The 24,459-nt window shown below is 33.3% G+C and carries 17 protein-coding genes; 15 read left to right on the top strand and 2 right to left on the bottom strand.

Annotated features, from left to right (window positions below):
* Window positions 1–197: 197 nt before the first annotated feature.
* The 6 genes from EHE19_RS06950 (at window position 198) to EHE19_RS06975 (ending at window position 10,168) form a co-directional block, all read left to right on the top strand.
* Window positions 198–1,439 carry a phenylacetate--CoA ligase family protein gene (locus EHE19_RS06950; RefSeq protein WP_137696621.1) on the top strand — a complete coding sequence of 414 codons (1,242 nt, stop codon included), beginning with the start codon at window positions 198–200 and terminating at the stop codon, window positions 1,437–1,439.
* A gap of 350 nt (window positions 1,440–1,789) precedes the next feature.
* A complete protein-coding gene (locus tag EHE19_RS19710) occupies window positions 1,790–4,447 on the top strand; it encodes an RND family efflux transporter (RefSeq protein ID WP_244648353.1) in 2,658 nt (885 codons plus the stop codon).
* A 171-nt stretch (window positions 4,448–4,618) separates the two neighbouring features.
* Entirely contained in the window at window positions 4,619–5,296 is a 678-nt protein-coding gene (locus EHE19_RS06960) for an ABC transporter ATP-binding protein (protein ID WP_137696676.1), read from the top strand.
* The gene (locus EHE19_RS06965; protein ID WP_137696620.1) at window positions 5,297–6,475 is read left to right on the top strand and encodes an ABC transporter permease; all 1,179 of its coding nucleotides are present in this window, start codon (window positions 5,297–5,299) and stop codon (window positions 6,473–6,475) included.
* Window positions 6,476–6,649: 174 nt separating this feature from the next.
* A complete protein-coding gene (locus EHE19_RS06970) occupies window positions 6,650–8,626 on the top strand; it encodes an S-layer homology domain-containing protein (protein ID WP_137696619.1) in 1,977 nt (658 codons plus the stop codon).
* 663 nt (window positions 8,627–9,289) lie between these two features.
* Complete coding sequence (locus EHE19_RS06975; protein ID WP_137696618.1) at window positions 9,290–10,168, top strand: DUF4097 family beta strand repeat-containing protein; 879 nt, start codon at window positions 9,290–9,292, stop codon at window positions 10,166–10,168.
* 239 nt (window positions 10,169–10,407) lie between these two features.
* Here EHE19_RS06975 and EHE19_RS06980 read toward each other — a convergent pair whose 3' ends face one another.
* The gene (locus tag EHE19_RS06980) at window positions 10,408–11,055 is read right to left on the bottom strand and encodes a hypothetical protein (protein ID WP_137696617.1); all 648 of its coding nucleotides are present in this window, start codon (window positions 11,053–11,055) and stop codon (window positions 10,408–10,410) included.
* 662 nt (window positions 11,056–11,717) lie between these two features.
* On the opposite strand from EHE19_RS06980, the gene EHE19_RS06985 reads away from it, so the two are divergent.
* The 5 genes from EHE19_RS06985 (at window position 11,718) to EHE19_RS07005 (ending at window position 18,445) form a co-directional block, all read left to right on the top strand.
* Window positions 11,718–13,700, top strand: a complete 1,983-nt coding sequence (locus EHE19_RS06985) for a DNA gyrase/topoisomerase IV subunit B (RefSeq protein ID WP_137696616.1) — start codon at window positions 11,718–11,720, stop codon at window positions 13,698–13,700.
* Window positions 13,701–13,995: 295 nt separating this feature from the next.
* Complete coding sequence (locus EHE19_RS06990; RefSeq protein WP_137696675.1) at window positions 13,996–16,188, top strand: DNA gyrase subunit A; 2,193 nt, start codon at window positions 13,996–13,998, stop codon at window positions 16,186–16,188.
* A 78-nt stretch (window positions 16,189–16,266) separates the two neighbouring features.
* Window positions 16,267–16,365, top strand: a complete 99-nt coding sequence (locus EHE19_RS20130; RefSeq protein WP_190530515.1) for a histidine phosphatase family protein — start codon at window positions 16,267–16,269, stop codon at window positions 16,363–16,365.
* Window positions 16,366–16,575: 210 nt separating this feature from the next.
* A complete protein-coding gene (locus tag EHE19_RS07000; RefSeq protein WP_137696615.1) occupies window positions 16,576–17,097 on the top strand; it encodes a peptidylprolyl isomerase in 522 nt (173 codons plus the stop codon).
* Window positions 17,098–17,521: 424 nt separating this feature from the next.
* Complete coding sequence (locus tag EHE19_RS07005) at window positions 17,522–18,445, top strand: stalk domain-containing protein (protein ID WP_137696614.1); 924 nt, start codon at window positions 17,522–17,524, stop codon at window positions 18,443–18,445.
* Window positions 18,446–18,888: 443 nt separating this feature from the next.
* Here EHE19_RS07005 and EHE19_RS07010 read toward each other — a convergent pair whose 3' ends face one another.
* Window positions 18,889–20,313 carry an NAD(P)/FAD-dependent oxidoreductase gene (locus EHE19_RS07010; RefSeq protein ID WP_137696613.1) on the bottom strand — a complete coding sequence of 475 codons (1,425 nt, stop codon included), beginning with the start codon at window positions 20,311–20,313 and terminating at the stop codon, window positions 18,889–18,891.
* 931 nt (window positions 20,314–21,244) lie between these two features.
* Between EHE19_RS07010 and EHE19_RS07015 the strand changes: the two genes are divergently transcribed.
* The 4 genes from EHE19_RS07015 (at window position 21,245) to EHE19_RS07030 (ending at window position 24,453) form a co-directional block, all read left to right on the top strand.
* The gene (locus tag EHE19_RS07015) at window positions 21,245–21,766 is read left to right on the top strand and encodes a QueT transporter family protein (RefSeq protein WP_137696612.1); all 522 of its coding nucleotides are present in this window, start codon (window positions 21,245–21,247) and stop codon (window positions 21,764–21,766) included.
* 88 nt (window positions 21,767–21,854) lie between these two features.
* Window positions 21,855–22,031 carry a hypothetical protein gene (locus tag EHE19_RS07020; RefSeq protein ID WP_171003503.1) on the top strand — a complete coding sequence of 59 codons (177 nt, stop codon included), beginning with the start codon at window positions 21,855–21,857 and terminating at the stop codon, window positions 22,029–22,031.
* 135 nt (window positions 22,032–22,166) lie between these two features.
* Window positions 22,167–23,177, top strand: a complete 1,011-nt coding sequence (trpS, locus tag EHE19_RS07025; protein WP_137696611.1) for a tryptophan--tRNA ligase — start codon at window positions 22,167–22,169, stop codon at window positions 23,175–23,177.
* Between the two features lie 712 nt (window positions 23,178–23,889).
* Window positions 23,890–24,453, top strand: a complete 564-nt coding sequence (locus tag EHE19_RS07030) for a manganese efflux pump MntP (RefSeq protein WP_137696610.1) — start codon at window positions 23,890–23,892, stop codon at window positions 24,451–24,453.
* The last annotated feature ends 6 nt before the right edge of the window (window positions 24,454–24,459 follow it).

The raw sequence follows: 24,459 nt of genomic DNA on the forward strand, positions 1-24,459 counted from the left end.
AATGTGACCTAAAAGCAGTATTTTAGCAGTATTTTAATGAGAACTATTAACAGCATAAGGATAGACTTTTTATGTGGTATTTTGTATAATAATAAAAGAAATTAATTCAACTTTTAGTTGATAAATTCCTCGCACGACAGATTTTAGTGCGAAATTTAATAATTAAAATATAATATGAAGAGAAGAGATGAGTAACGATGAGTACGGTTCAGTTCGAGTTGTTAAAAAAATTACTTGTTAATGTAAGTCAAAATAGTCCATTCTATAAGGAAAAGTTCAATAAGAGCGGAGTTAATATTGAAGAAATAAAATGTCTGGAAGATATTAAAAAACTGCCATTTACTACAAAGGAAGAGTTAAGAGACGTATATCCCCTTGGATTACAGGCAGTTCCCGATGAAAAGGTTGTTAGAATACATTCTTCATCAGGAACTACAGGAAAGCCGATAATAATTCCTTATACAGCGCAGGATGTAGAGGATTGGGCTATAATGATGGCAAGGAGTTTTGAGATTGCTGGTGTTACTCCTTTAGACAGAGTTCAAATTACACCTGGATACGGCTTGTGGACAGCAGGAATTGGTTTTCAAGCTGGAGTGGAAAAACTAGGTGCAATGGCTGTGCCAATGGGCCCTGGAAACACTGATAAACAGCTGCAAATGATGATGGATTTGAAGTCAACAGTTATAATTGGAACCTCGTCATATGCATTAGTGCTTGCTGAAGAGGTTGCAAAAAGAGGAATCCGTTCACAGATTAATTTGAGAAAAGGTGTAATAGGTTCTGAACGCTGGGGAGAAAAAATGAGACAGCGTATTAGGAATGAGTTAAATATCGAAATTTATGATATATATGGACTTACAGAGATTTATGGACCTGGCATAGGAATTGATTGTGACTATCATGATGGAATGCATTACTATGACGATTACCTATACTTTGAGATTATTGATTCACAAACAGGAGAAGTTCTTCCTGAAGGTGAGACAGGTGAACTTGTTATTACTACATTGAGGAAAGAGGGTGCACCTCTTTTAAGATACAGAACCAGAGATTTAACTAGAATAATTCCTGGAAAATGTAAGTGTGGACGTACATATCCTCGTATAGACAGAATAATCGGCAGAACAGATGACATGGTAAAGGTAAAAGGTGTAAACATCTATCCTGGTCAAATAGATGAAGTTCTTCGAGAAGTTGAAGGGGTTAGCAGTGAATATCAAATAATAATTGACCACATAAATGGCAAGGATGTTATGACACTCAAGGTTGAGTATAATTCAGACGGTGATACTGACCGCTCAGATTTAGAAGATAGTATTGTAGATATTTTCAAAAAGAAAATTGGAATACAAATTATTGCTGAGGCCAGTGGAATTGGAAGTCTTCCTAGAAGTGAAAAGAAGAGTAAAAGGATTATAGACTACCGTCACTGCTAATGCAGGAAATTAATATTATTTTCTTACCAAAAATTAATTAAATGAAATTATTTATTAAAAAACAAGGATGCAAATAGGCGTATGCTATGTGTATGCCTTGTTTTTTTATTTATTGCTCTTCTTTTAATTTTAAAGTTATGTTTAAAATAATCGGGTCAATTAATTAATGAGAAAAACTTACTTACAAAATACAACAAATTTTGTATACTACTTTATTTTCATTTTGTTCAGATAATAATCACATAGTATTCACATTTTAATCATATTTTTTTAATATTTGTATAATAAAATTAATTCATATGAATTAGAAAAGTTAATGAAAAACTAATTTAAGAGGTGAAATCATGCATATGGGGAGTAAGAAAATCAAATGGAGCCGTAAAAAAGTTATTATATGTTCCATAGTAGGTGCAATAGTTATTGCAATTGCTGCAGGTGGATTTATTTTAGCAAAAAACAATGCTTCAAAAAGCGCTTCAACTACAGTTCAAAGAACTGCTAAGGTTACAAGAGGAAACATTGAGGTTAGCATAACAGGTTCTGGAACTATTACATCAGCAAATACAGCTGATTTAATGTCAAATGTTGAGGGCAAAATCATTAAAGCCTATTTTAAAGAGGGGGATACAGTAAAAGAAGGGGACTTACTGTATGAAATAGATGATAATGATGCACAGCTAAACATCCAAAAAATAGAGAATTCAATAAGTCAGGCAATGTTAAATGCAAGTTCTAGTGAGAAAAATTACGATAATCTCGTGATTACAGCACCTTTTAGCGGAAAAGTTACGGGCGTTCAAGCAGAAGAAGGTGAAAGCGTTAACAATGGTAAGAGCCTATTTACAATAACTGATACAACAAATTTGATAATTTCAGTACCTTTCAGTATTGCGGATATAAAAAATATAAGAGTTGGTCAAAAGGTACAGGTTAATTTGCAAGAGCAATATGACACAATTGATGGGGTTATCACTGAAATTGATGATAATACATATAATTCTTCAAATGGTGGAATGGTTCAAAATGTAGTGGTTAGGGTAACTAATCCGGGTACATTAACTGATTCATCAACAGCAAGCGTAAGTTTGATTAATAGTAATGGGACAGAAATAGTAAGTCAGGATATTGGAAAATTTGCATATGAAAATAAGAAGACTGTTCAAGCTGGAATATCTGGAGAGTTTTCTGCTGTTAACATTAAAGAAAACCAATATGTTAACAAAGGTGATGTGTTAATTACAATTAACAACGATGATTTGCAAATTACCTCAAAAACAAATGAGTTAAAAATGCAGGATTTACAAAATCAATTAGCTGCAGCTAAGAAGAACCTAGAAGACTACAAAGTATATGCTCCATTTGACGGAACAATTTCTTCTGTTTCTGCTGAACAGGGAGACAGCTTACAAAGAGGTGCTGCTCTTCTTAGTATAAGAGATTTTAACCAAATGCAATTTACAATATCAGTTGATGAACTTGATATTTCAAAGGTAAAGGTTGGACAAGATGTTTCGGTAACTGTAGATGCATTATCGGAAACATTAACAAAGCCTCGCAGCGGTAAAGTTATATACAAAGCTATGGAAGGTACTTCTTCTAATGGTGTAGCTACATATGATGTTACTATTAAAATAAATGAGACGGAAAATCTGCTTGCTGGAATGAATGCGAATGCGAGAATTATAATAGATAAAGCAGAGAATGCTTTATTGCTGCCTATTGAGGCGGTAACTAAAATAGGAAATAGAGCTTTTGTCTGGGTAAAAGGTTCATCGGATGGTGACAATCAGCAAGTCGAGCCAGGAAGAGAAGGAGGAACTCCTCCTGTAAATAGAGATGCTTCTGCTGGTAAATCAGAAGGTGACAATAAGCAAACTGAGCCAGGAAAAGAAGGAAGAACTCCTCCTGTAAATAGGGATGCTTCTGCTGATAAATCAGAAGGTGAGAATCAGCAAGCAGAGCCAGGAAGAGAGGGAGGAACCCCTCCTGTAAATAGGGATGCTTCTGCTGGTAAACTAGAAGGTGTTAATCAGCGAACTCCGCTTGTAAGAGAAGGAAGAACTGCTCCTGTAAGCAGGGGTGTTTCTACCAGCACATCAGATGGAGACAATAAGCAAACTCAGCCTGAGAGAATTCCTTCTGTAAATAAAGATGCTTCTGCTGGTAAATTAGAAGGAGACAATCAGCAAGCAATGCCTGAAAGAGAAGGAAAAACTCCACCAGCAAATTGGGATTTTTCAGCTGGTAAAACAGAAGGTGCAAATCAGCAAACTGAGTCTGGAAAAGAAGGAAGAACTCCACCAGCAAATTGGGATTTTTCAGCTGGTAAAACAGAAGGTGCAAATCAGCAAGCTATTCCTAGAAGAGAAGGAAGAACTTTTCCTGCAAATTGGGATGCTTCAGCTGGTAAAGCAGGTGGTGGCAATCAGCAAGCTGAATTTGGAAAAGAAGGAAGAACCCCGCCTGCAAATAGGGATGCTTCTGCTGGTAAATCAGAAGGTGAAAATGAGCAAGTTCAAACTGGAGGAGAAGGGAAAACCCCTCCTGAAAATATGGAGTCTTCTGCTAACACAACAGAAAATGTTCAAAAATCTGATAACAATCAGGGAAATAATGGTAATGAGCAAGATGAATTTTCTGCTTCAAATAAAAATATAAGGATGCCAACTGTGTTTACACAAAATCAAGAGTATTACGCGAATGCAACTATGGTATTTGTTGAGGTTGGTTTAGCAAGTGATACATATATCGAAATAAAGAGTGGATTATCGGAAGGTGATGAAGTTATACTTCCACCACTTGCTGAGGCAAGCAACGGAGAAAGAGGAAATGCGAGAACTTCTGGCGGCTTTAACATGGGAGGCATGGGCGGCATGAGTGGTAGAATGCCTACAGGCGGAATGCCTGGTATGGGCGGAGGAATGCCTGGAGGAATGCCTTCAGGTGGTATGGGCAGCAGAATGCCAAGTGGCGGAGGTATGACTTTCGGTGGCAACAGAAATAGATAATTAATTGCATTAACAAAGTATATGGAATGTATTAAAACTGGTTAATGTTAAATTATCGGATTTCTTAGTTTTGATGAAAAACTTAATTCAAAGCTATTAATTTAACCAAAGGAGGTGCCAAGTCCATGCCATTTCTATGTTATTTGCCCAGATATGGGTGTGGATATGATTATGATAAGAATAGAAAATATGTGTAAGATTTATAATATGGGCGATAACTCTGTATATGCATTAAATAATGTGTCATTGCATGTCAGAGAGCACGAATTTGTATCAATTATTGGTCCTTCTGGCTCTGGTAAATCTACGTTGATGAATATACTGGGATGCTTGGATGTACCAACATCAGGAAAATATTATTTGGATGGAAAGGAAGTCAGCAAGCTGAGAGACAATCAGCTTGCTGAAATTAGAAACTATAAAATAGGCTTTATTTTTCAAGGTTTTAATCTTCTAAAAAAACTTACAGCGGTTGAAAATGTTGAATTACCGCTTATTTATCAGGGAGTTAAACATAAGGAAAGAATCCGAAGAAGTATTGAAGCCCTTGAGATGGTTGGGCTTGGAGAAAGAGTTTACCATACTCCAAATGAATTATCAGGAGGTCAGCAGCAGAGAGTAGCGATAGCACGTGCGCTTGTAAGCAATCCTCCGTTAATATTGGCAGATGAGCCAACAGGAAATCTTGACACTAAGTCAGGTGCGGAAGTTATAAAAACCTTAAAATTGTTGCACCAAAAAGGAAATACAATTGTGCTGATAACACATGATAATAGTATAGCCGCCCAAGCTCAACGAATTATCAAAATTCAGGATGGTCAGATTATTGAGGACAAGGAGGCGGTGTAGATGGGCTTTTTTCAAGCCTTCAAAATGGCAATAAAAAGTATAAAAAGTAACAAAGGTCGCTCCTTTCTTACTATGCTTGGTGTAATTATAGGTGTTGGTGCTGTTATAACAGCAGTAGCCTTTGCACAAGGAAGCACAGCTAGTATAACCGACTCAATTAAAGGTCTGGGCAGTAATCTGATTAATATAAGCATAACGGGAAGAGGCAGTAATAGGCAAATTACATATGAGCAATTGAAGGAGTATGCAGACAAGAACAGTGATATTATTAGCTTGCTTGCACCTACTGTAACTAATAATATGACTTTGAAAGCAGGAACACAAAGTGTAAATACAACAGTTATAGGAACAAGTGAGGAATATGAATACATAAAAAACAAGCATGTTTCTGAGGGAAGGTTTATAACAGCTTTTGACAATGAAAATAAACTAAAAACAGCAGTTATAGGTACCACTGTTGCAAATGATTTGTTTGCAGGCTTAAATCCAGTAGGACAGACAATTAAAATCAATGGAAATGAATTTAAGGTAGTTGGCCTTTTACAGGAAACAGCTGGCAGCCAGGACTCCAGTGAAGATGATCAGGTCATTATACCTGTTACAGTTGCACAGCGAATCAGCAGAAATGCAGTTATAAGAAACTTTACCGCTCAAGCAGCCGATGCCAATAAAGTTGAACTTGCAATGAACAGCATTAAAGCATATTTATATTCTGTATATGGTGATGAGAGCTTGTACAATGTTATGAATCAGGCAGAAATATTAGATACATTAAATTCCATAACAGATACTCTGACAGTTGTGCTTGCAGGAATCTCAGCCATTTCGCTTGTTGTCGGCGGTATAGGTATAATGAATATAATGTTGGTTTCAGTAACAGAGAGAACAAGGGAAATAGGAATAAGGAAGGCTATTGGAGCTAAACGAAGAAGCATTTTGGTTCAGTTCTTAATTGAAGCTGTAATGCTGACTGGTCTAGGAGGACTTGTTGGAATATTGGTTGGAGTTTGCATCATCCACTTTGTAATTGGTGGACTAAAAATAACAACAGTGGTGTATTCGCCATTTTGGATGATACTATCATTTAGTATATCTTTAGCAGAAGGAATTCTTTTTGGAATTTTCCCTGCATATAAGGCAGCACGCTTAAATCCTATTGAGGCACTTAGATTTGAATAACCCGAAAGGATAGTTTGCTTATACATGGTGCCTTTTCGGGTAGCAAAAACGCAAGCGTTTTTAGCAAGTGTAGAGATTATGCAAACAAAGTGCATTAACTAGTTAAAAGAATGAAGTGCTTTTTGCCAGTTTAGAGAAAGTTAAATAAATAATAGTTAACGAGGAGGATAAACAATGCTAAAGAAAATAATTACCCTTACAATGATTGCTATTTTGTGTATTTCAACAACATTTTCATATGCAGCTAACGGTACACAGACTCAGGCTGCTTGGAGGGATACACTTACAAAGCTTGAAACCATGGGTATTATAGAAGAATCAGAATTAAACACAACTAGTAAGATGACTAGAGATGTGTTTTCTAAAATAATAATAAATTCAACTGGAAATTACGAATTAGCACAGTCCTTAAGAGAAGTTACTACTTTTGCAGATGTAGCTAAAACATCTGATTTGTGCGGATACATAAATGCTGCTGTAAATAAAGGGTATTTAACAGCATATGCAGACGGAAAATTTAAGCCTAAAAATAATGTTACCTTTGCTCAATTATGTACTGCTATGGTAAATGCTCTTGGATATACTAGCAATGATATTGTTGGAATATGGCCGAAGGGGCATATTGATAAAGCTAAAAGCTTGGGACTTACTACTGGTTTTAATTACAATACAAATGATGAGGTGCCAACCAGCAGCGTTATTATTATGATTGGCAGAATGCTTAATACTAATATTAAAAAAAATAATACACAGGATGCTGGCATAACTCTTAAGGAATCAGCTGGACTTACAAATGATCAAGCTAATTGGGTATATAGTGAGCCGGAGGTTGCGTTTGATTTTAATCCTGATACAAAAAAGCTTGGAAATATCGCATTTAAAGCTAATATCCCTATTTTGAGAAATACAATTGATAATAGTGTATCACCTGCTACAAGTGTAATTGGTGAAAAAATTACTTTGGACGATATAAAAGATAAAGATGTTGTATATGAAGTGTATAACAAGCTGAATGTTTTAATATATTATTTGGTAATTGACAATAAAATTGAAGGGAAAATTACTAGCATTCTTCCAAATAAATATGCTCCAACAGCAATTCAAATAAACAATGTAAAATATGATTTGGGTGAAACTGCAAAAATAGATAAATTCAATTCTTCAAATGGTTCATTTGGTGTTGATGACCATGTGTCTGTTGTATTAGGCTATGACGGCAAGGTAGTTGATGCATACTATGTAGAAGACGATAATAATAAGGAATATGCATTTGTTGTTGACTGCGCTACTAAGGTATCTGAAGCGGCTGCTGATTATGGAAAAGTATATTATACAGTAAGTCTTATGCATGTTGACGGAACAACAAAAACATATAAAATTGCAGAGAATGCAAGTGGATATAAATGGAGATTAGTTAAGTATTCATATGTAGATGACGAAACAGTTGCACTATTAAAGTTAGCTTATAGGAATGATGCTGAAATTTTAGTGGACAGATATCAACGAAAAATAGGACATAACTATATTACAGACAATGTAAAAATATTTAATTATACTGATGAAACCGTTAATTTAATTAAGTGGAACGACATACCTGACGGAGTACAGGCAGCAGGCAAAGTAAAATATCTAGCAACTACAGGTGACTTTGATGATGTGTGTGTTATTCTGACAAATGATATTTTCAATAAGCAATATAGAAATTATGTTGTTAAAAGCATTATTGAGCCAAGTAATAAAAATCTAGCTGATGAAAATTCAGCATACTATCAATATAATCTTGTATCTGGCTCTGATAATTATACATATATATCTAAGACCGCAACTCCCATATCTGGAGTAATTGTTGGTTCTGTATTGAAAATGAAGCTGTACAACAATAAGGTAAGCACCTTCTCAAATGTCGTAACTCATGATTTAGCTGGTATACGTGTTCAAGCCATTGACAGCAAGCGTATTAAAATAAATAACATGGTATATTTGTTTGATTCAAATGTAGCAATATATGTTAAGGACTATAAGGGAAGCTTAACAGCTAAAAAATATTCTGATATTGAAATAAATACTGACTATCCATCAATAAAGTTGTATTTTGACAGACCAATAAACGATGGAGGTAAGGTACAGATAATAGTTATTGGGAATAATTAAAAACAGAACTTGAAATCTCTTAAATGAGTTTTTGAGTTCATTAATTGCTTACTTTCCATATTCAACATCCATGATTCATAGTGTATTAGGAACTGTTAAAACAACATTTTCTGTATACCAATGACTTATGGCGAGATATAGTACTAATTAGTAATATATATCTAATTGCAAAGATTGATTAGAAATTGATGCTAGAAACAATAGGTGAAGAATAAGTACTCCCGCCGACACAGCCGAAGTTAGCAGCTGTGAGTATTAACCTGAGACAGGATTCTTTGGTAATACTTTCGGCGAAAGTGCTTGTTCTTCACCGTAATTATTTCAGCGTCAATTTTGTGGACGAGCAGTAAATATGAATTGTTCGGGAGTACTATTTAAGCAGTTTACTTGGGCATTTTAACTTTTGAGATTTTAATAAGTACAATTATATATATACTTCTATATTATAAAGAGACTTCTATATTATTAAAAAACTTCTATAAATAAACTTCCATTATGTAAGACATTTTATAATTATTTACGTATAAAAGTATTGTAGAATAATTAGTTAAGATGCACTTTTTACAGTATATAGGTATATAAATAGTAACAAAAGATTTGCAGTGCATTTAGTAAGTATGCATGTATGTAAAGGTTATTAAAATAAAATGGAGGTTGAATATTTTGAGAAAGTTATATAGGTCAATTTTAGCTATAACGTTGCTTTTAGCAATGCTGAGCCTTACTGCTGGCTGCGGTGTGAGAATTAATGGAAGGGAGTATGAATTTTTTTCTGCTGGAGGAAAAGATAAATCAAATCTTATTAGTGAAATAGGCAGCCAAGCATCAGATGAATTTGCTGCTTCAGTAGATAGGGAGAATGCAGAAAAAATAGTACTGCATAATGATGCTGGAAATATTATTGTTAAAAAGTCGGAAGATTCTCAGATAAAAATAGAAGCAGATAAAAAGGCAAGAGGAGCATCTCAAAATGATAAGAATACAGTTTTAGAAAACATGAATATTGTCATAGAACGAGATGGCAATGTGATTAAAATTGTTGCTGAAACAAATAACAAAAAAGATTTCTGGGATTGGCTCAAGGATGAATATAAAGCATTTCAAGCTACAATAGACTATACTATATCATTGCCAGAAGGAATAAAAGCTGTTGATATAAGTACTGGTGCAGGAAATGTGGAAGTCGACGATTTATCAACAGAACTTAAGCTAAATACGGGAGCTGGAAATATAGATATTGATGAAGTTATTAGCCTTGGAAAAAATGAAATTAGTACAGGTGCTGGAAATATAAGATTTGATGGTAATATATATGATATAGAATCATTTAAGGTTTCAACAGGTGCAGGAAATATACAGTTTAAGGTTCCAGAGGACACTAGGATGTCACTTAAGGCCAATACGGGTATTGGTGTTTTATCTGGCAGCTTTATAAAGAAAAACAGCAATATTAAATTAAGTTTTGATGAAGATATCAATGGTGGCGGCCCAAAAGTAGAGTTAAAAAGCGGAGTTGGGAATGTTGAAGTTGACGAAAGATAAAAATTGAACTAATTGCATTAGTTAGTTAAAAAAGTTGCTCAGAGAATGTTTCATTTTCTGTGTTTAATTAACATAACCCACTTTTTTAGAGAATTTAAAAACACAAATCCATCAAGGTTATATATAACTGATATAATCCCACCTTGATAAATTTGTGTTTTTTTAATTCATTGGTTAGCATGTGGTTTATGCTAAATTATTGTTAACCATAATTACACAAAATTCTAAACGAACCCTAGTCATAGTAACGCCTTAACTGCCTTCCACAAAACATCGCATAGTTCAACGTTTTCGCTGTTTTCTAGTAAGGTGCTGTCCTGTACAAAATTCTCTTTCCCAATATCTATGTAGTCCTCATCAATAGCAACAGAAAGAGAAAAGTTACATTGACCATAATTTTTCCTTGAAAGAATGTCTATCATTTGTCCTATATTAAGTAAAGGTAAACAGTCATGCTTTAAAAAGGATTCTGGCCTTTGGAATTCAAAACTAAAATCCTCATCAAAAGAGAAATCTTCGTCAATATTCTCTTCTTCCTCTTCTTCATTCACATTTATTCCTATATTTATTTCATCGTTTTCTTCGTTTTCAACGTTACTATTTTCATCTATATTTTCTGAATCATCGCTTTCTGAGTTATCATCTTGTAATATTCTTATTTTTTGATCTGGTAAATATTTTAAATCGTGGAGAAGCAGATTATAGTTTTTCAAAATTGTAATTCCACCAATTACAAAAGTTATCTGACCATACTTTTCTTCAGCAGCGTCAACACAAACAGTTGCTACTGCAACATCGTATAAATTTGGAATCCATAAATCACAAAGGTTTTGCTTTTGCTCTGAACTCAATTCATCTAATTGCTTTTGAGTTATCATTAACTTCATGTGGCTACCCTCCATAACTGTTATTACGCTGAACATAATAAATAAAATTCAAGTTGTCCAGCTGCATAAATATTATATTATAAATTCCACATGTTGTCATATGATTTTTCTATAAGGATGAGTCATTCTGTAGGAAATTGAAAAACAGATTATCACCTTGAAATAAATTAACAACCCAATGATAAAGCAATGAACCTAAAAATATTATGTTAATTACATGATAAACCAATTAATCAAAAGCAGGCTAAAAACAGCCTGTTTTTTTAGTGCAGCCAGTTCATAATATGAAATATTGCTAATATTTTAAATAGAAATAGTATTATACTTACAAATGTCAAGCACTTGCTTTTTAAAAGAAAATACTTAAGGGTACTGGTTGATTTGCGCTTTTTGTAGTAATATATTGAATGGCACTGATTGATTTCTTATAATAGCACATATGTTGTTTATTTTTTGTTGTTAATTTTATTTTATTTTTACTTAAATATATGTGTTATAGGTTAAGTATTTGAATAAAATAAGTTGAATACATGCAATAAACTATTGATTAATCAGATATTTATAGACTTTTCATTGGGAAAGTTGGGTAAAAGTCTTGTAAACCGAACATTAGTTTGGTAATATTATGTTGTTTGTTTTAATAATTTTTGGAGGAGTAATTAATGACAAAAGATACTAGAAAGACTGAGTATGGAAATGAAAGTATTTCGTCACTTAAGGGAGCAGATAGAGTTAGATTGCGCCCAGGTGTTATATTTGGATCAGATGGGCTTGAGGGCTGCCAGCATTCTTTCTTCGAAATTTTGTCAAACTCAATTGATGAAGCACGAGAAGGTCATGGTAAGGTTATAGAGGTTACTAGATTTGCTGATAAATCAATTATGGTTCAGGACTGGGGAAGAGGTATCCCTCTGGATTATAATGTAAATGAAGAAAGATACAATTGGGAATTAGTCTATTGTGAGCTTTATGCAGGTGGAAAATATAAAAACAATTCAGGCGAGAACTATGAATATAGTTTGGGACTAAATGGATTAGGTGCATGTGCTACTCAATACAGCTCAGAATACTTTGATGTTACCGTGTTTCGTGATGGATACAAATATGAATTGCATTTTGAAAAGGGACAGAATATAGGGGATCTCAAAAAAGAAAAATGCAAATATGAGCAAACTACCACTATACAGAAATGGAAGCCTGATTTAGAGGTCTTTACAGATATAGATATTCCTCTTGAGTATTTTCAAACAGTATTGAAAAAGCAGGCTGTTGTTAATGCCGGACTTCGTTTTATTCTCAAGGATGAGGAATCGGGAGAGTCCTTTGTATATAGCTATGAAAATGGTATTGTTGATTATATTAAAGAGATTTCAAATGAAGATGGCTTCACAGAAATTCAGTTCTATGAAACTGCTACCAAAGGCAGAGATAGAGCAGATAAGCCAGAATATAAGGTAAAAATGCAAATAGCTTTTTGCTTTAATAATAAAACAAATCTTCTTGAATATTATCATAATTCAAGCTTTTTGGAATATGGCGGTGCACCCGATAAGGCTGTGAAGAATGCTTTGGTATACGCCATTGATAAATGCATAAAAGAAAGAGGAAAATATAATAAAGATGAGGCGAAAATAATTTTTGCTGATATTGAAGACAGTTTAATTCTCGTGGTCAATTCATTTTCAACAATTACAAGCTATGAGAATCAAACTAAAAAATCAATTACAAATAAATTTATTCAAGAATCAATGACAAGCTTCTTAAAAGAGCAGCTGGAGATTTATTTTATTGAAAATAGAGTGGAAAGTGATAAGATAATTGAACAGGTGCTTGTAAACAAAAGAAGCCGTGAAACAGCTGAAAAAACTCGAATAAACATTAAGAAGAAGCTTAGCGGCAATATAGATATATCAAATAGAGTAAAGAAGTTTGTTGATTGCAGAACAAAGGATGTATCTAAACGTGAAATATATATAGTAGAGGGAGACTCTGCGTTAGGCTCTTGTAAGCTAGGTCGTGATGCAGAATTTCAAGCTATTATGCCTGTTAGGGGTAAAATTCTCAATTGTTTGAAAGCCGATTACGATGGAATATTTAAAAGTGAAATTATCACAGATTTGCTAAAGGTTCTTGGCTGCGGTGTTGAAATAAAATCAAAGCATAACAAGGACTTAAATACATTTGATATGGACAACCTTAGATGGAGCAAAATTATTATATGTACAGATGCAGATGTTGATGGTTTTCAGATAAGAACACTTATATTAACTATGATATATAGAGTGGCACCTACACTATTAAAAGAGGGAAAGGTCTATATTGCTGAATCTCCATTGTTTGAAATTACGTGCAAGGGGAAATCATATTTTGCATATTCGGAAAAAGAAAAGGCTGATATTTTAGCCAAACTTGAAGGAAATAAATATACAATACAGCGGTCAAAAGGACTTGGTGAAAATGAGCCGGAGATGATGTGGCTTACAACCATGAACCCTGAAACAAGGAGATTAATAAAGGTTATGCCAGCAGATGTTGAAGCTACCAGTCAAATGTTTGATGTATTGTTGGGTGATAATTTACTTGGAAGAAAACAATTTATTGAGGAAAATGGAAGCAAATATTTAGATATGATTGATGTAAGCTGACATAAAGAATTTTATCCGCTAATTTATATGATTTTAACTTATGTGATTTTAACCAGACTGCCTAGTATCAAGCTGGAAGGAAATATATAGTTTTTAATTTATCAAAGTATTTGATGTATATTGTAATATGGTAAATGTTAACAGAAAATAAGTTTAGAAATAAGCGTATTATAAATATAGAAATATAGATTATTTTAGCTTTTTAGTGTTAACTCAGATTTTCCAGTTAAATATCGGTAGATTTTATATGGAAAGTTGAGTAATTAACTTGATTAAGAAAGAAGAGAGGGCAAGCATGACTCCTAAAAAAATAATAGTTGAAGAACAAAATATAATAGAGACTCTTGAATCAAACTATATGCCATATGCTATGAGTGTTATTGTATCAAGAGCTATTCCTGAAATTGATGGATTTAAGCCTTCGCATAGAAAGCTTCTCTATACCATGTACAAGATGTCACTGCTGACTGGGCAAAGAACTAAATCCTCAAATATTGTAGGTCAAACTATGAAGCTAAATCCCCACGGGGATTTGGCAATATATGAAACTATGGTGCGATTAACAAGGGGGAATAATGCTCTGCTTCATCCCTTTATTGATTCAAAAGGAAATTTTGGAAAACAGTTTTCAAGAGATATGAAGTTTGCCGCTCCTCGATATACTGAGGCTAAGCTGGATAAGATATGTGAAGAAATATTCAAAGATATAGATAAAAATCCTGTTGACTTTATGGATAATTATGATAGTACCATGAAGGAACCAGTTTTATTACCAACTACATATCCCAATATTTTAGTAAACGCAAATCAAGGAATAGCAGTTGGCATGGCTAGTAATATTTGCAGCTTCAATTTGAAGGAAATATGCGAAACAACTTCTGCTCTTATTGATAATGAGAATATTGATATTACAGAGTATTTAAAGGCGCCTGATTTCTCATCTGGAGGTCAATTAATATATTCTGAAAAAGATATCAAGGAAATATATGATAATGGAAGAGGTAGCGTCAAAGTTCGTGCAAAGTATAATTTTGACAAAGCCAACAACTGTATAGAAATAATTGAGATACCTTATTCAACTACAGTTGAGGCAATAATGGACCAGATAATAGATTTGGTTAAAAGCGGTAAGATTAAGGAAATTACTGATGTTAGAGATGAAACAGATTTAAGTGGGCTGAAGCTTACAATTGATATCAAGAAAAATACCGATGCTGATGCTCTAATGAACAAGCTTTACAGGTTTACTACATTACAAGATAGCTTCAATTGCAATTTTAATATTCTAATAAATGGAAGACCAAGAGTTATGGGAATTAAGACCATTCTAAATGAGTGGCTTAAATTCAGAATAGAATGTATAAAACGTCAGACTTTTTATGATATTGGAAAGAAGAAGGATAAGCTTCATCTATTACTGGGTCTGAAGAAAATATTACTTGATATTGATAAGGCAATTGCAATAATTAGAGGAACAGAGCAGGACGCGTTGGTTGTACCAAACTTGATGAAGGGCTTTGAAATAGATCAAATTCAAGCTGAGTTTATTGCTGAAATTAAGCTTAGAAATTTAAACAAAGAATATATTTTAAACAAGGTAAGTGAAATTGAAGATTTAATCAAGGAAATAGCAGATTTAGAGGATATTTACAAAAGTGAAGCCAGAATAAAAAAGATTATTCAAAAGCAGCTGAAGGAAGTAGCTAAAAAGTATGGGCAGCCAAGACGCACAGAGATAATCAGTGAAGAGCATATTGAAGAGATAACAACTGAACATCTTATTGAGGACTACAATTTGAAGCTGTTCCTTACAGAGCATAATTACCTTAAAAAAATTACTCTTGTTTCTCTTAGATCAAGCTCTGAGCAAAAGCTTAAGGATGATGACACAATAATTCAAGAGGTGGAAACTCATAATAAGTCAGATTTATTATTGTTTTCAAATAAATGCAATGTGTACAAAATGAAAATATATGATATACCTGATTGTAAAGCCAGCAGTTTAGGAGAATATATTACAAATCTGTTAGGTCTGGATAATGATGAAAAGATAGTATATATTGCAGCTACAGATAATTATGAAGGTTATATGCTGTTTTTCTATGAAAATGGAAAAGGAGCAAAAATTGATATGTCAAGCTACGCTACTAAGACAAATAGAAAGAAGCTGGCAAATGCTTATTACAGTGAGTCACCATTAGTTAGAATGATGTATATAAAAGGTGATATAGACTTAGTAGCACAAAGCAGTATTAAAAAGGTTCTAGTTTTTAATACTGAAGAAATTAACTCAAAAACCACAAGGGCATCACAAGGGGTACAGGTTCTTACTTCTAAAAAGGGCAGTACACTAGTGAGTGTACAGACTTTAGAGGAAAGAAAGCTTTCTAATCCGGATTATTATAGGACAAAGAATATACCTGCAATTGGATGCTACTTGAAAGAAGAGGATAAGGGAGATTCCCAATTGAGTTTAGATTTAGAATAAAATTGTATGAATGGAGAATGATGTGTTAAGATTATATATTGTCCGGCATGGACAGACACAATGGAATGTTGAAAGAGAATTCAGGGACAAAAGGATTCAGACCTGACACAAAAGGGTATAGATGGTGCTATAGCACTCGGAAGGAGTTTGAATAATGTAGACTTTAATTATATTTAAGTCCCTTCCCGTAGAACAGCTATGGAATCAACCGTTTATTTATGGAACAGGTTTAAGCATTGTTGAAGCTTGCGAAGACCATTTCAAGGTCATACTTGAAGGTGATATGTCTCATGTTGAGATGGGCTAAGTATTTTTAATGTATTGTATTTAGGTTAAATATTATTGCTGTAAAGCTATAATTGATATAATTAAAAAGGAGACAGAGTTATGAGCAAAAATCCTATTGTAACAATTGAAATGGAAAATGGAAACATAATGAAAGCAGAACTTTATCCAGATGTAGCACCAAATACTGTGAATAATTTTATTTCACTTATAAACAAAGGTTTTTATGATGGAGTTATTTTTCACAGAGTTATACCTGGTTTCATGATTCAAGGAGGAGATCCACAAGGATCAGGTATGGGCGGACCAGGCTACAGTATCAAGGGTGAATTTACTGCAAATGGTTTCAAAAACGATTTAAAGCATGATAAGGGCGTTTTATCTATGGCAAGAACTATGGCGCCAAACTCTGCTGGTTCACAATTCTTTATAATGGTTGCAAAAGCTCCTCATCTAGATGGACAGTACGCAGCCTTTGGAAAAGTAATTGAAGGAATTGAAGAGGCCGACAGAATTGTTAGCGTAAAGAGAGATTATAACGACAAACCAATAGAAGCACAGGTTATGAAAAAGGTTACAGTAGAAACCTTTGGAGTAGAATATCCTGAACCAGAAAAGGTTTAAAATTCAAGATCCAAGTTTAATGCAAAAACACCTTGTTAAATAGGAGACAGAGCTTGTACAGCTGATTCCTATGTGTATCAAGGTGTTTTTATTTTAAAAAAATTATATGTAAACCTTAAGCAGTACATGAAGAATTCTAAAAATGGATTAGTACAGATAAATTGATAAAATAAATAATAAATTCAATTATATTAAAGAACTAGAAAAACTCATAAAATGATAAAATAAAATAAAATTCTACATATTGCAACAAATAGCCTGCTGTGTTAGAATACCTTCATAATAGAATAAGGAGGAAAATTATGAATTTTAGAGCAATGTTAAGAATGCTAGTAATTACTTTTTTGATTACTAGTCTTAGTGTAGTTCCTGTAAGTGCAAACTATGAGGAAGTTTTTGGCTAGATCCAGCGTATAAAATATACGTGCCAGGGTTTATTGAAGGCAGAGACATAACTGTAGATGGTGGGACAGTATATGCTATTGTTGTTGAAAAACCAGAGCCAAATAGTAGAGGTACATATGATTTTTTTGAGATTGTTACAACTGATCCTAAGGCTGTCACCATTACTTCAAGTGTGTTAACGTCTACATTTAACCAGATGGGCGATTTCGAGGCTGAGCTGGAAGACGGCAGGGTTACATACAATCCTTACTTGTACGAGTATTTTGAAATATTAGGAAGAGAACCTTTATATTTAGGCTTTTCTTTCCTTGATAAAAATTCTGAAGTAATATATGATTTCCCGCTTTGGGTTATCTTTGAAGGTGAATTCGAAGATGTACCTGATTTTTTAGATGAATTTAAAGATGATCTTTTAGATGAATATGAATATGTAGATGTAAATGAACTTGAAAATAAAGAGAGTTCATCTTCAACAAGTGAATCAACGCTATTACCTATTGAGGTTAGAGAAGTTATAGCAAAGCCTGCTACTCCAACGGTTATTATAAATGGAAAGCAAATTGCTTTTTATTCATATAATATTGACGGGTATAATTATTTCAAGCTACGTGATTTAGCTAAGGCATTTTCAGGTTCAAAAAAGGAATTTGAAGTATACTGGGACAGTGTTAAAAAGACAATAGACCTTTTACCTGGAAAGACTTACACTTCTGATGGTAAGGAACTTGTACCACCTACTACAAAGGGTGATGCAAAGGGCGTTACTAATAGGTCTAGAATGTATCTTGATGGGGAAGAAATTTATCTAGAAGCTTACAATATAAATGGAAATAATTATTTTAAACTCAAGGATCTTGCGAATGCACTGGATTTTAGCTTAGTATGGGATGGTGTTAAGAAGCAAATCATTATTAATACAAATACCAGTTATACAGAACAATAATGGTTATTTCGAGAAGCAGCAACACCTTTGATACATAAGTGTATGAGCATATCAAAGCATGCTATGATAAATATTGCTTTGTGAATGGCTAACCAAAATTTAATATAGCTAAAAATAAATAGCACCTTATAACAATTATATACAAAGCCGAAAAAGCTTGGGTCTACATTGTTACAAGGTGCTATATTATGTTGTACAGAACAGTTAAATTCATTAAATAGCACGCCCTAATAATATATATCTATAGTTCACTCACGAAATTGACGTTGAATTAGCTTCGGTGCAGCAAGCACTTCCGATGACCATATGACAAGGGAATCCTGTCTCGGGTCTATAATCACAGCTACTTTACTTCTGCTGTGTCGGCTAAAATACTAGTTCTTAACCTACTATTTCTAGCATTAATTTATAACCGAGCCTGGCAATTATATATATTATACTATTTAATATCTGTTTTTCAATTTTGGTAAAGGTTTTTTACTAATTCTATTAGCTATAGTTCTTGCAACATGCACACCACTTGCACTTGCCTGAGAAAGACCTCTCGTAACTCCAGCACCATCACCGATGGCAAACATATTAGGTAGTTGTGTTTCAAGTTCATTAGTTAATTCAAGTCTTGAACTATAAAACTTAACTTCAACACCATATAAAAGAGTATCGTAGTTTGCAGTGCCTGGTGCTATTTTATCCAATGCGTATATCATTTCTATTATATTGTCAAGATGCCTTTTAGTTAATACAAGACTTAAATCTCCTGGAGTAGCATTCAATGTAGGATGCGTAAAGCTCTGGCTAAGTCGGTGGGCATTTGTTCTGTTTCCTTTTATCAAGTCACCAAATCTCTGAACAAGAACACCACCCCCAAGCATGTTAGATAGGGACGCAATCCTCTTGCCATACTGATAGGGTTCATTAAATGGTTGGGTGAATCTATTGCTTACTAACAGGGCAAAGTTTGTGTTTTCACTTCGAAGCTGAGGGTCAGTATAGCTGTGCCCATTAACAGTGATTATATCGTCAACATTTTCAGATACAACATGTCCATAAGGATTCATGCAAAAAGTACGCACCAAATCACCATATTGCTTTGTCCTATAAATTAGTTTTGATTCATAAACTACATCTGTTATATGTTCAAATACTTTTGCAGGAAGCTCAACACGTACACCGATATCAACCTGATTGTTTATCAAATTTAGCTTCAGCTGTTTGCATTGCTTAGAGAACCATTCAGCACCAGATCTGCCTGGTGCAGCAATCAAATAATTACAATTAATACTTTCACCGTTATACAAGTCTAATTGATAACCGTCTTGTGAAGGCATGATGTTTATAACTTGAGTATTGCACTTGATTTCTAATAGCTTTGTAAGATGATTGTACATGCCTTTAAGTATCTCTACATTATTTTCTGTTCCAAGATGTTTTACAGCAGCTTGCAATAAATGAAGATCATTTTCAATGGCTTTTTTTTCAATTATTTTAGCTGCATCAGTGTATGTGGAATACTTTTCTTTAGTTGCTCCAAATTCAACATTGACACTATCAACATAATTGATTAACTTCATAACGTCGGCATCATCCAGATAATCATTTAACCAGCCGCCAAACGCTGTTGTAAAATTAAATTTGCCATCAGAAAAAGCACCTGCGCCACCAAACCCACGCATTATGTCACAGCTTTTACATCTAACGCAATCTTTTATTTTATTAGCAACAATAGGACAATTTCTGTCAAATATAGTATTTCCTTGCTCGATCATCAACACCTTTAGCTGAGGGTTTAGCTTTGTTAACTCGTAGCCTGCAAATATTCCTGAGATACCACAACCAATAATAGCAACGTCGTAATTTAAAATCTTCATATATACGTCCATGTATAAAAGTTTATAAAACAATCAAGAACTGACATGGACTGGGCACCTCCTTTATAATGATGTGTAATTTCTTCAAATTTTAACCTGCATGCGCCGTAAAATAAAAATATAAATGTTTATTTTTGTAAAAAAATTTACTCACATATTTTAATTATATCTGAAATTTAAGTAAATTACTATGATATGATGTGTTTATGCTATAATAATTATTTGTATTATATAAATATTAATGATATAATTGACAAAAAATAATTAGACAGTTCGTGACCATCCTGTCTTATCGAGGAAAGAAAAATATCTCACACTGTGGGACCGTTTTGTTATTAAAAAGGTGAGAATATCTATTGCTTCGATAAACGCTGCTGAAGTAATAAAATTTTCTAAAATGGGTTTATTTTATTCTAGGCGTTAAAACGAGGCAAGAAAATATCGATCACTTCAATAATTGACGGGTACTGTTTTAATTTTAAGACAGTGAGAATATCCTTTACCTTGATAAACGCCGATTAAATAATAAATTTTTCTATAATGGAATAATCCAATAGAAAAATCCAATGGAATAAATCCAATGGAAATAAATCCAATGGAAATAAATCTAATAGAAAAATCTATTGGAAAAGTTTATTGGAATAATTTTATTTTAATCTAGGCGTTTAAAACAAAACTACGGCGGGCTGCCTGCATTTTGCAGGGCAGTATTTTTTGTTAACATTTGTTAGCAATGATTTGTTACATGCCAATTTAAGTCCTTTTTGGCTCATACATAAGGGAAGCATTTAGGTTGCAGCCAATAATAACTTGTTTTTGTTTATGGATTTTAGTCACAGCTTATGTCTAAAAATCAAAAAAGCAAAGGGGGCATAGTTCATGCCGAAGCGTTATGGGGCTTGTGATTAATAAAGGCATGAAACAACAAATTATGAATAATAGAAAAATAAGATTACTTACTATTTCAGCTATGATATCCGCAGTATATTTAGTACTCACATTGGTATTTTATATTACTAGCTTTTTACCTTATCAGATTCGATTTGCTGAAGCACTTACTGTATTGCCGTATTTTACTCCTTTAGCAATTCCGGGTCTGTTTGTGGGTTGTGTAGTAGCAAATATAATTGGAGGAAATGGGATATGGGACATAGTTATTGGCAGCTTAGCAACTTTGATTGCAGCATATGTTACGTATAAAATATCTTATAATAAGCCAAAGAGAAAGCTGTTGGCACCGCTGCCTCCAGTAATTATTAATGCAGTTATTGTTGGGGCTATGCTTAGCATACTTTATGAATTGCCACTGTTTGTGACAATGCTTTCTGTAGGCGGGGGACAAATTGTTGCCTGCTATTTGCTTGGATATCCTTTGATGTTGTTAATTGAGAAAAATAAAAGATTAAGAGAACTTTTCGATATAAAAAATGAAGACCAACGTAATGAATGGTAACTTTTACAATGCTTGATTAATTCTCTAATCAGTGTTACTAACTGCGAGGTTTAAATTGAGTACAAACTAAACTTGAGGTATTGTCTTTATGAATGCTAATAGAATGATGAGTTTTGGCAGTGCGTTTTTTACTATTGTATTGATTTGCTTTGGAATGTTAAAATATTCAGCAGGTGAAACAAGAGTAGGGATTTATTATCTTATAGGTGGGCTTGGATTTTTTATTGTTTTTATTTCATATAAGAATAAAGAAAAAAACCGTTAATTATTGAAAATACCTTGTTAAGACTAATAAATTAATGTTAAAATCATTGATATGAGAATTTTTAACAAATTAATTTGTTAAGAGTAATTATATAGTATATATTTATGCTAAATTTCAGGTTAAGGATGTGTTTTTATGGAGCAAGCAGAACAGAAAAAGAGGATTTTTAGTGGTGTTCAGCCATCAGGAAATCTTACTATAGGTAATTATTTGGGAGCAATAAAAAATTGGATTCCAATGCAGGATGAATTTGAGTGCTTATATTGTGTAGTTGATCTACATACACTTACTGTAAGACAGAAGCCTGCAGAGTTAAGGCAAAGAAGCTTGAATCTTTTAGCACTTTATATGGCTTGTGGACTAGACCCTAAAAAGAGTACTTTGTTTATTCAGTCACATGTTAGTGCACATGCAGAGTTGGCGTGGATTTTAAATTGCTACACATATATTGGTGAATTAAACAGAATGACTCAATTTAAAGACAAGTCACAGAAACATAGTGATAATATAAATGCAGGCTTGTACACATATCCAGTACTTATGGCTGCTGATATTCTTTTATATCAGACAGACCTTGTACCAATCGGACAGGATCAAAAGCAGCATCTTGAAATAACAAGAGATATTGCTGAAAGGTTTAATGGTATTTATGGTGATACTTTTGTTGTTCCAGAAGCATATATTCCTAAGATAGGTGCTAAAATAATGAGTTTGCAGGAGCCGGAAAAGAAGATGTCAAAGTCCGATGAGAATGAAAATGCGTATGTATTTTTGCTGGATTCTGAAGATGCAATTATGCGTAAGTTTAAGAGGGCGGTTACAGATTCAGAGCGTGAAATAAGATATGATGTAGAAAAGAAGCCTGGAATAAGTAATTTAATAAGTATTTATTCAGCAACAACAAATAAAAGCATTAGTGAAATTGAAAAGGAATTTGAAGGAAAATCATATGGTGATTTAAAGGAAGTTGTTGGTCAATCTGTTGTAGAAACATTAAAGCCAGTTCAACAAAAATATAATGAATACTCTGCTAATAAAGATTACTTAAACGCAATATTGAAAGAAAATGCTGATAAAGCAGCCTATATTGCAAGAAAAACTCTTTCAAAGGTTTATAGGAAAGTAGGGCTTGTACCTAGAGGATAAAAGTGGTTATAGAGGAAGTAGTAGATAACTTGGGCTTTATATAGAGGCAAAAAAGAGGATTTTATTTCTATAAGTGGCAGGTAACATTTGGCATTAAGGCTGCTAAATTATTTTTGACTTTATGAAGCACTGCCAATGTAACAAATTTTTCTGGAATAGAAATCTTTTATTGAATTCAAGCAATATAACGAGGCCTAAAAGAGGCATACGTTTCTAAAAGTGGCAGGTACTGCTTGGCTTTATGGCTGTTAGAATATGTTTGCCTCTATGAAGCACCGCTAATATAATAAAGTTTTTCTGCAACCGGAAATTTATTGATTCTTGGTGTTTTAACAGTGGGAACTCATTTCAATTTGGTGAAGTAGTTCCCGTTTTTGTGTAATATTTTTATAATTTTTACATTTAATTATAATATTATAAATTTTTTAGTGATGGTTTAATCAAAAAATCATGATGACATACTTAAGATTACAATGATACTAAACATTACAAATAACTTGTAAGTCATAAAACTAACTTGTTTTGATGAAGTTATTTTGTTTTTCATTTGATATTGTTACTAAAGTGATATATCTAGGAATTACGCAGAATATTTAACTTCCAAATTCGAATAGTTTGAAATCGTTAGTATGTAAACAGGATTTGAGTAGTTTGAGTTTGCTAATATATAAAAAACAGGCATAGAGTGCTTGATTAGAGGGATAATTAAAATATGGGAACCTTAGAACTAATACTATTAGCAGTTGGACTTTCGATGGATGCGGCAGCGGTGTCTATATCCAATTCATTATGTATAAAAAAAATATCAATTAAAAATATTTTGCAGATGGCAGTGATGTTTGCATTGTTTCAAGCAATTATGCCATTAGCAGGATATTTTGCGGCAAGTGCATTTTCAGATGTAATTAATCAATTTGATCATTGGATAGCTTTGATACTGTTATCAATTATTGGAGGAAAAATGCTGTACGAAGCAATAACTTCTGATGATAAACTGAATTGTGACTTAATAACAATGACATTAAAGCTTTTAGTGGTACAGGCAATTGCCACAAGTATAGATGCATTGGCCGTTGGCGTCAGCTTATCTGCACTCAATGTAAATATTTTTTACTCAATAAGCATTATAGGTGCTATTACATTTATTATTTGCTGTACTGCTGTTTTAATTGCCAAAAGGTTTGGAAGTTTATTGGGTAAAAGAGCGGGAGTTGTTGGTGGAATAATATTAATTGCTATAGGCATTAAAATATTCCTTGAGCATATGTTTTTTTAAATAAAA

Origin of the sequence: Ruminiclostridium herbifermentans (assembly GCF_005473905.2) — a bacterium.
Classification (GTDB): Bacteria; Bacillota; Clostridia; order Acetivibrionales; family DSM-1351; genus Ruminiclostridium; species Ruminiclostridium herbifermentans.

What these genes read in the sequence shown, in the direction of transcription:
- EHE19_RS07020 (WP_171003503.1), top strand. Translation starts at nt 21,855, where the DNA reads ATGAATGCTAATAGAATGATGAGTTTTGGCAGTGCGTTTTTTACTATT.
- EHE19_RS07030 (WP_137696610.1), top strand. Translation starts at nt 23,890, where the DNA reads ATGGGAACCTTAGAACTAATACTATTAGCAGTTGGACTTTCGATGGAT.
- EHE19_RS06985 (WP_137696616.1), top strand. Translation starts at nt 11,718, where the DNA reads ATGACAAAAGATACTAGAAAGACTGAGTATGGAAATGAAAGTATTTCG.
- EHE19_RS06970 (WP_137696619.1), top strand. Translation starts at nt 6,650, where the DNA reads ATGCTAAAGAAAATAATTACCCTTACAATGATTGCTATTTTGTGTATT.
- EHE19_RS07015 (WP_137696612.1), top strand. Translation starts at nt 21,245, where the DNA reads ATGAATAATAGAAAAATAAGATTACTTACTATTTCAGCTATGATATCC.
- EHE19_RS06965 (WP_137696620.1), top strand. Translation starts at nt 5,297, where the DNA reads ATGGGCTTTTTTCAAGCCTTCAAAATGGCAATAAAAAGTATAAAAAGT.
- EHE19_RS06990 (WP_137696675.1), top strand. Translation starts at nt 13,996, where the DNA reads ATGACTCCTAAAAAAATAATAGTTGAAGAACAAAATATAATAGAGACT.
- EHE19_RS07010 (WP_137696613.1), bottom strand. Translation starts at nt 20,313, where the DNA reads ATGAAGATTTTAAATTACGACGTTGCTATTATTGGTTGTGGTATCTCA.
- EHE19_RS19710 (WP_244648353.1), top strand. Translation starts at nt 1,790, where the DNA reads ATGGGGAGTAAGAAAATCAAATGGAGCCGTAAAAAAGTTATTATATGT.
- EHE19_RS07000 (WP_137696615.1), top strand. Translation starts at nt 16,576, where the DNA reads ATGAGCAAAAATCCTATTGTAACAATTGAAATGGAAAATGGAAACATA.
- trpS (WP_137696611.1), top strand. Translation starts at nt 22,167, where the DNA reads ATGGAGCAAGCAGAACAGAAAAAGAGGATTTTTAGTGGTGTTCAGCCA.
- EHE19_RS06950 (WP_137696621.1), top strand. Translation starts at nt 198, where the DNA reads ATGAGTACGGTTCAGTTCGAGTTGTTAAAAAAATTACTTGTTAATGTA.
- EHE19_RS06960 (WP_137696676.1), top strand. Translation starts at nt 4,619, where the DNA reads ATGATAAGAATAGAAAATATGTGTAAGATTTATAATATGGGCGATAAC.
- EHE19_RS06980 (WP_137696617.1), bottom strand. Translation starts at nt 11,055, where the DNA reads ATGAAGTTAATGATAACTCAAAAGCAATTAGATGAATTGAGTTCAGAG.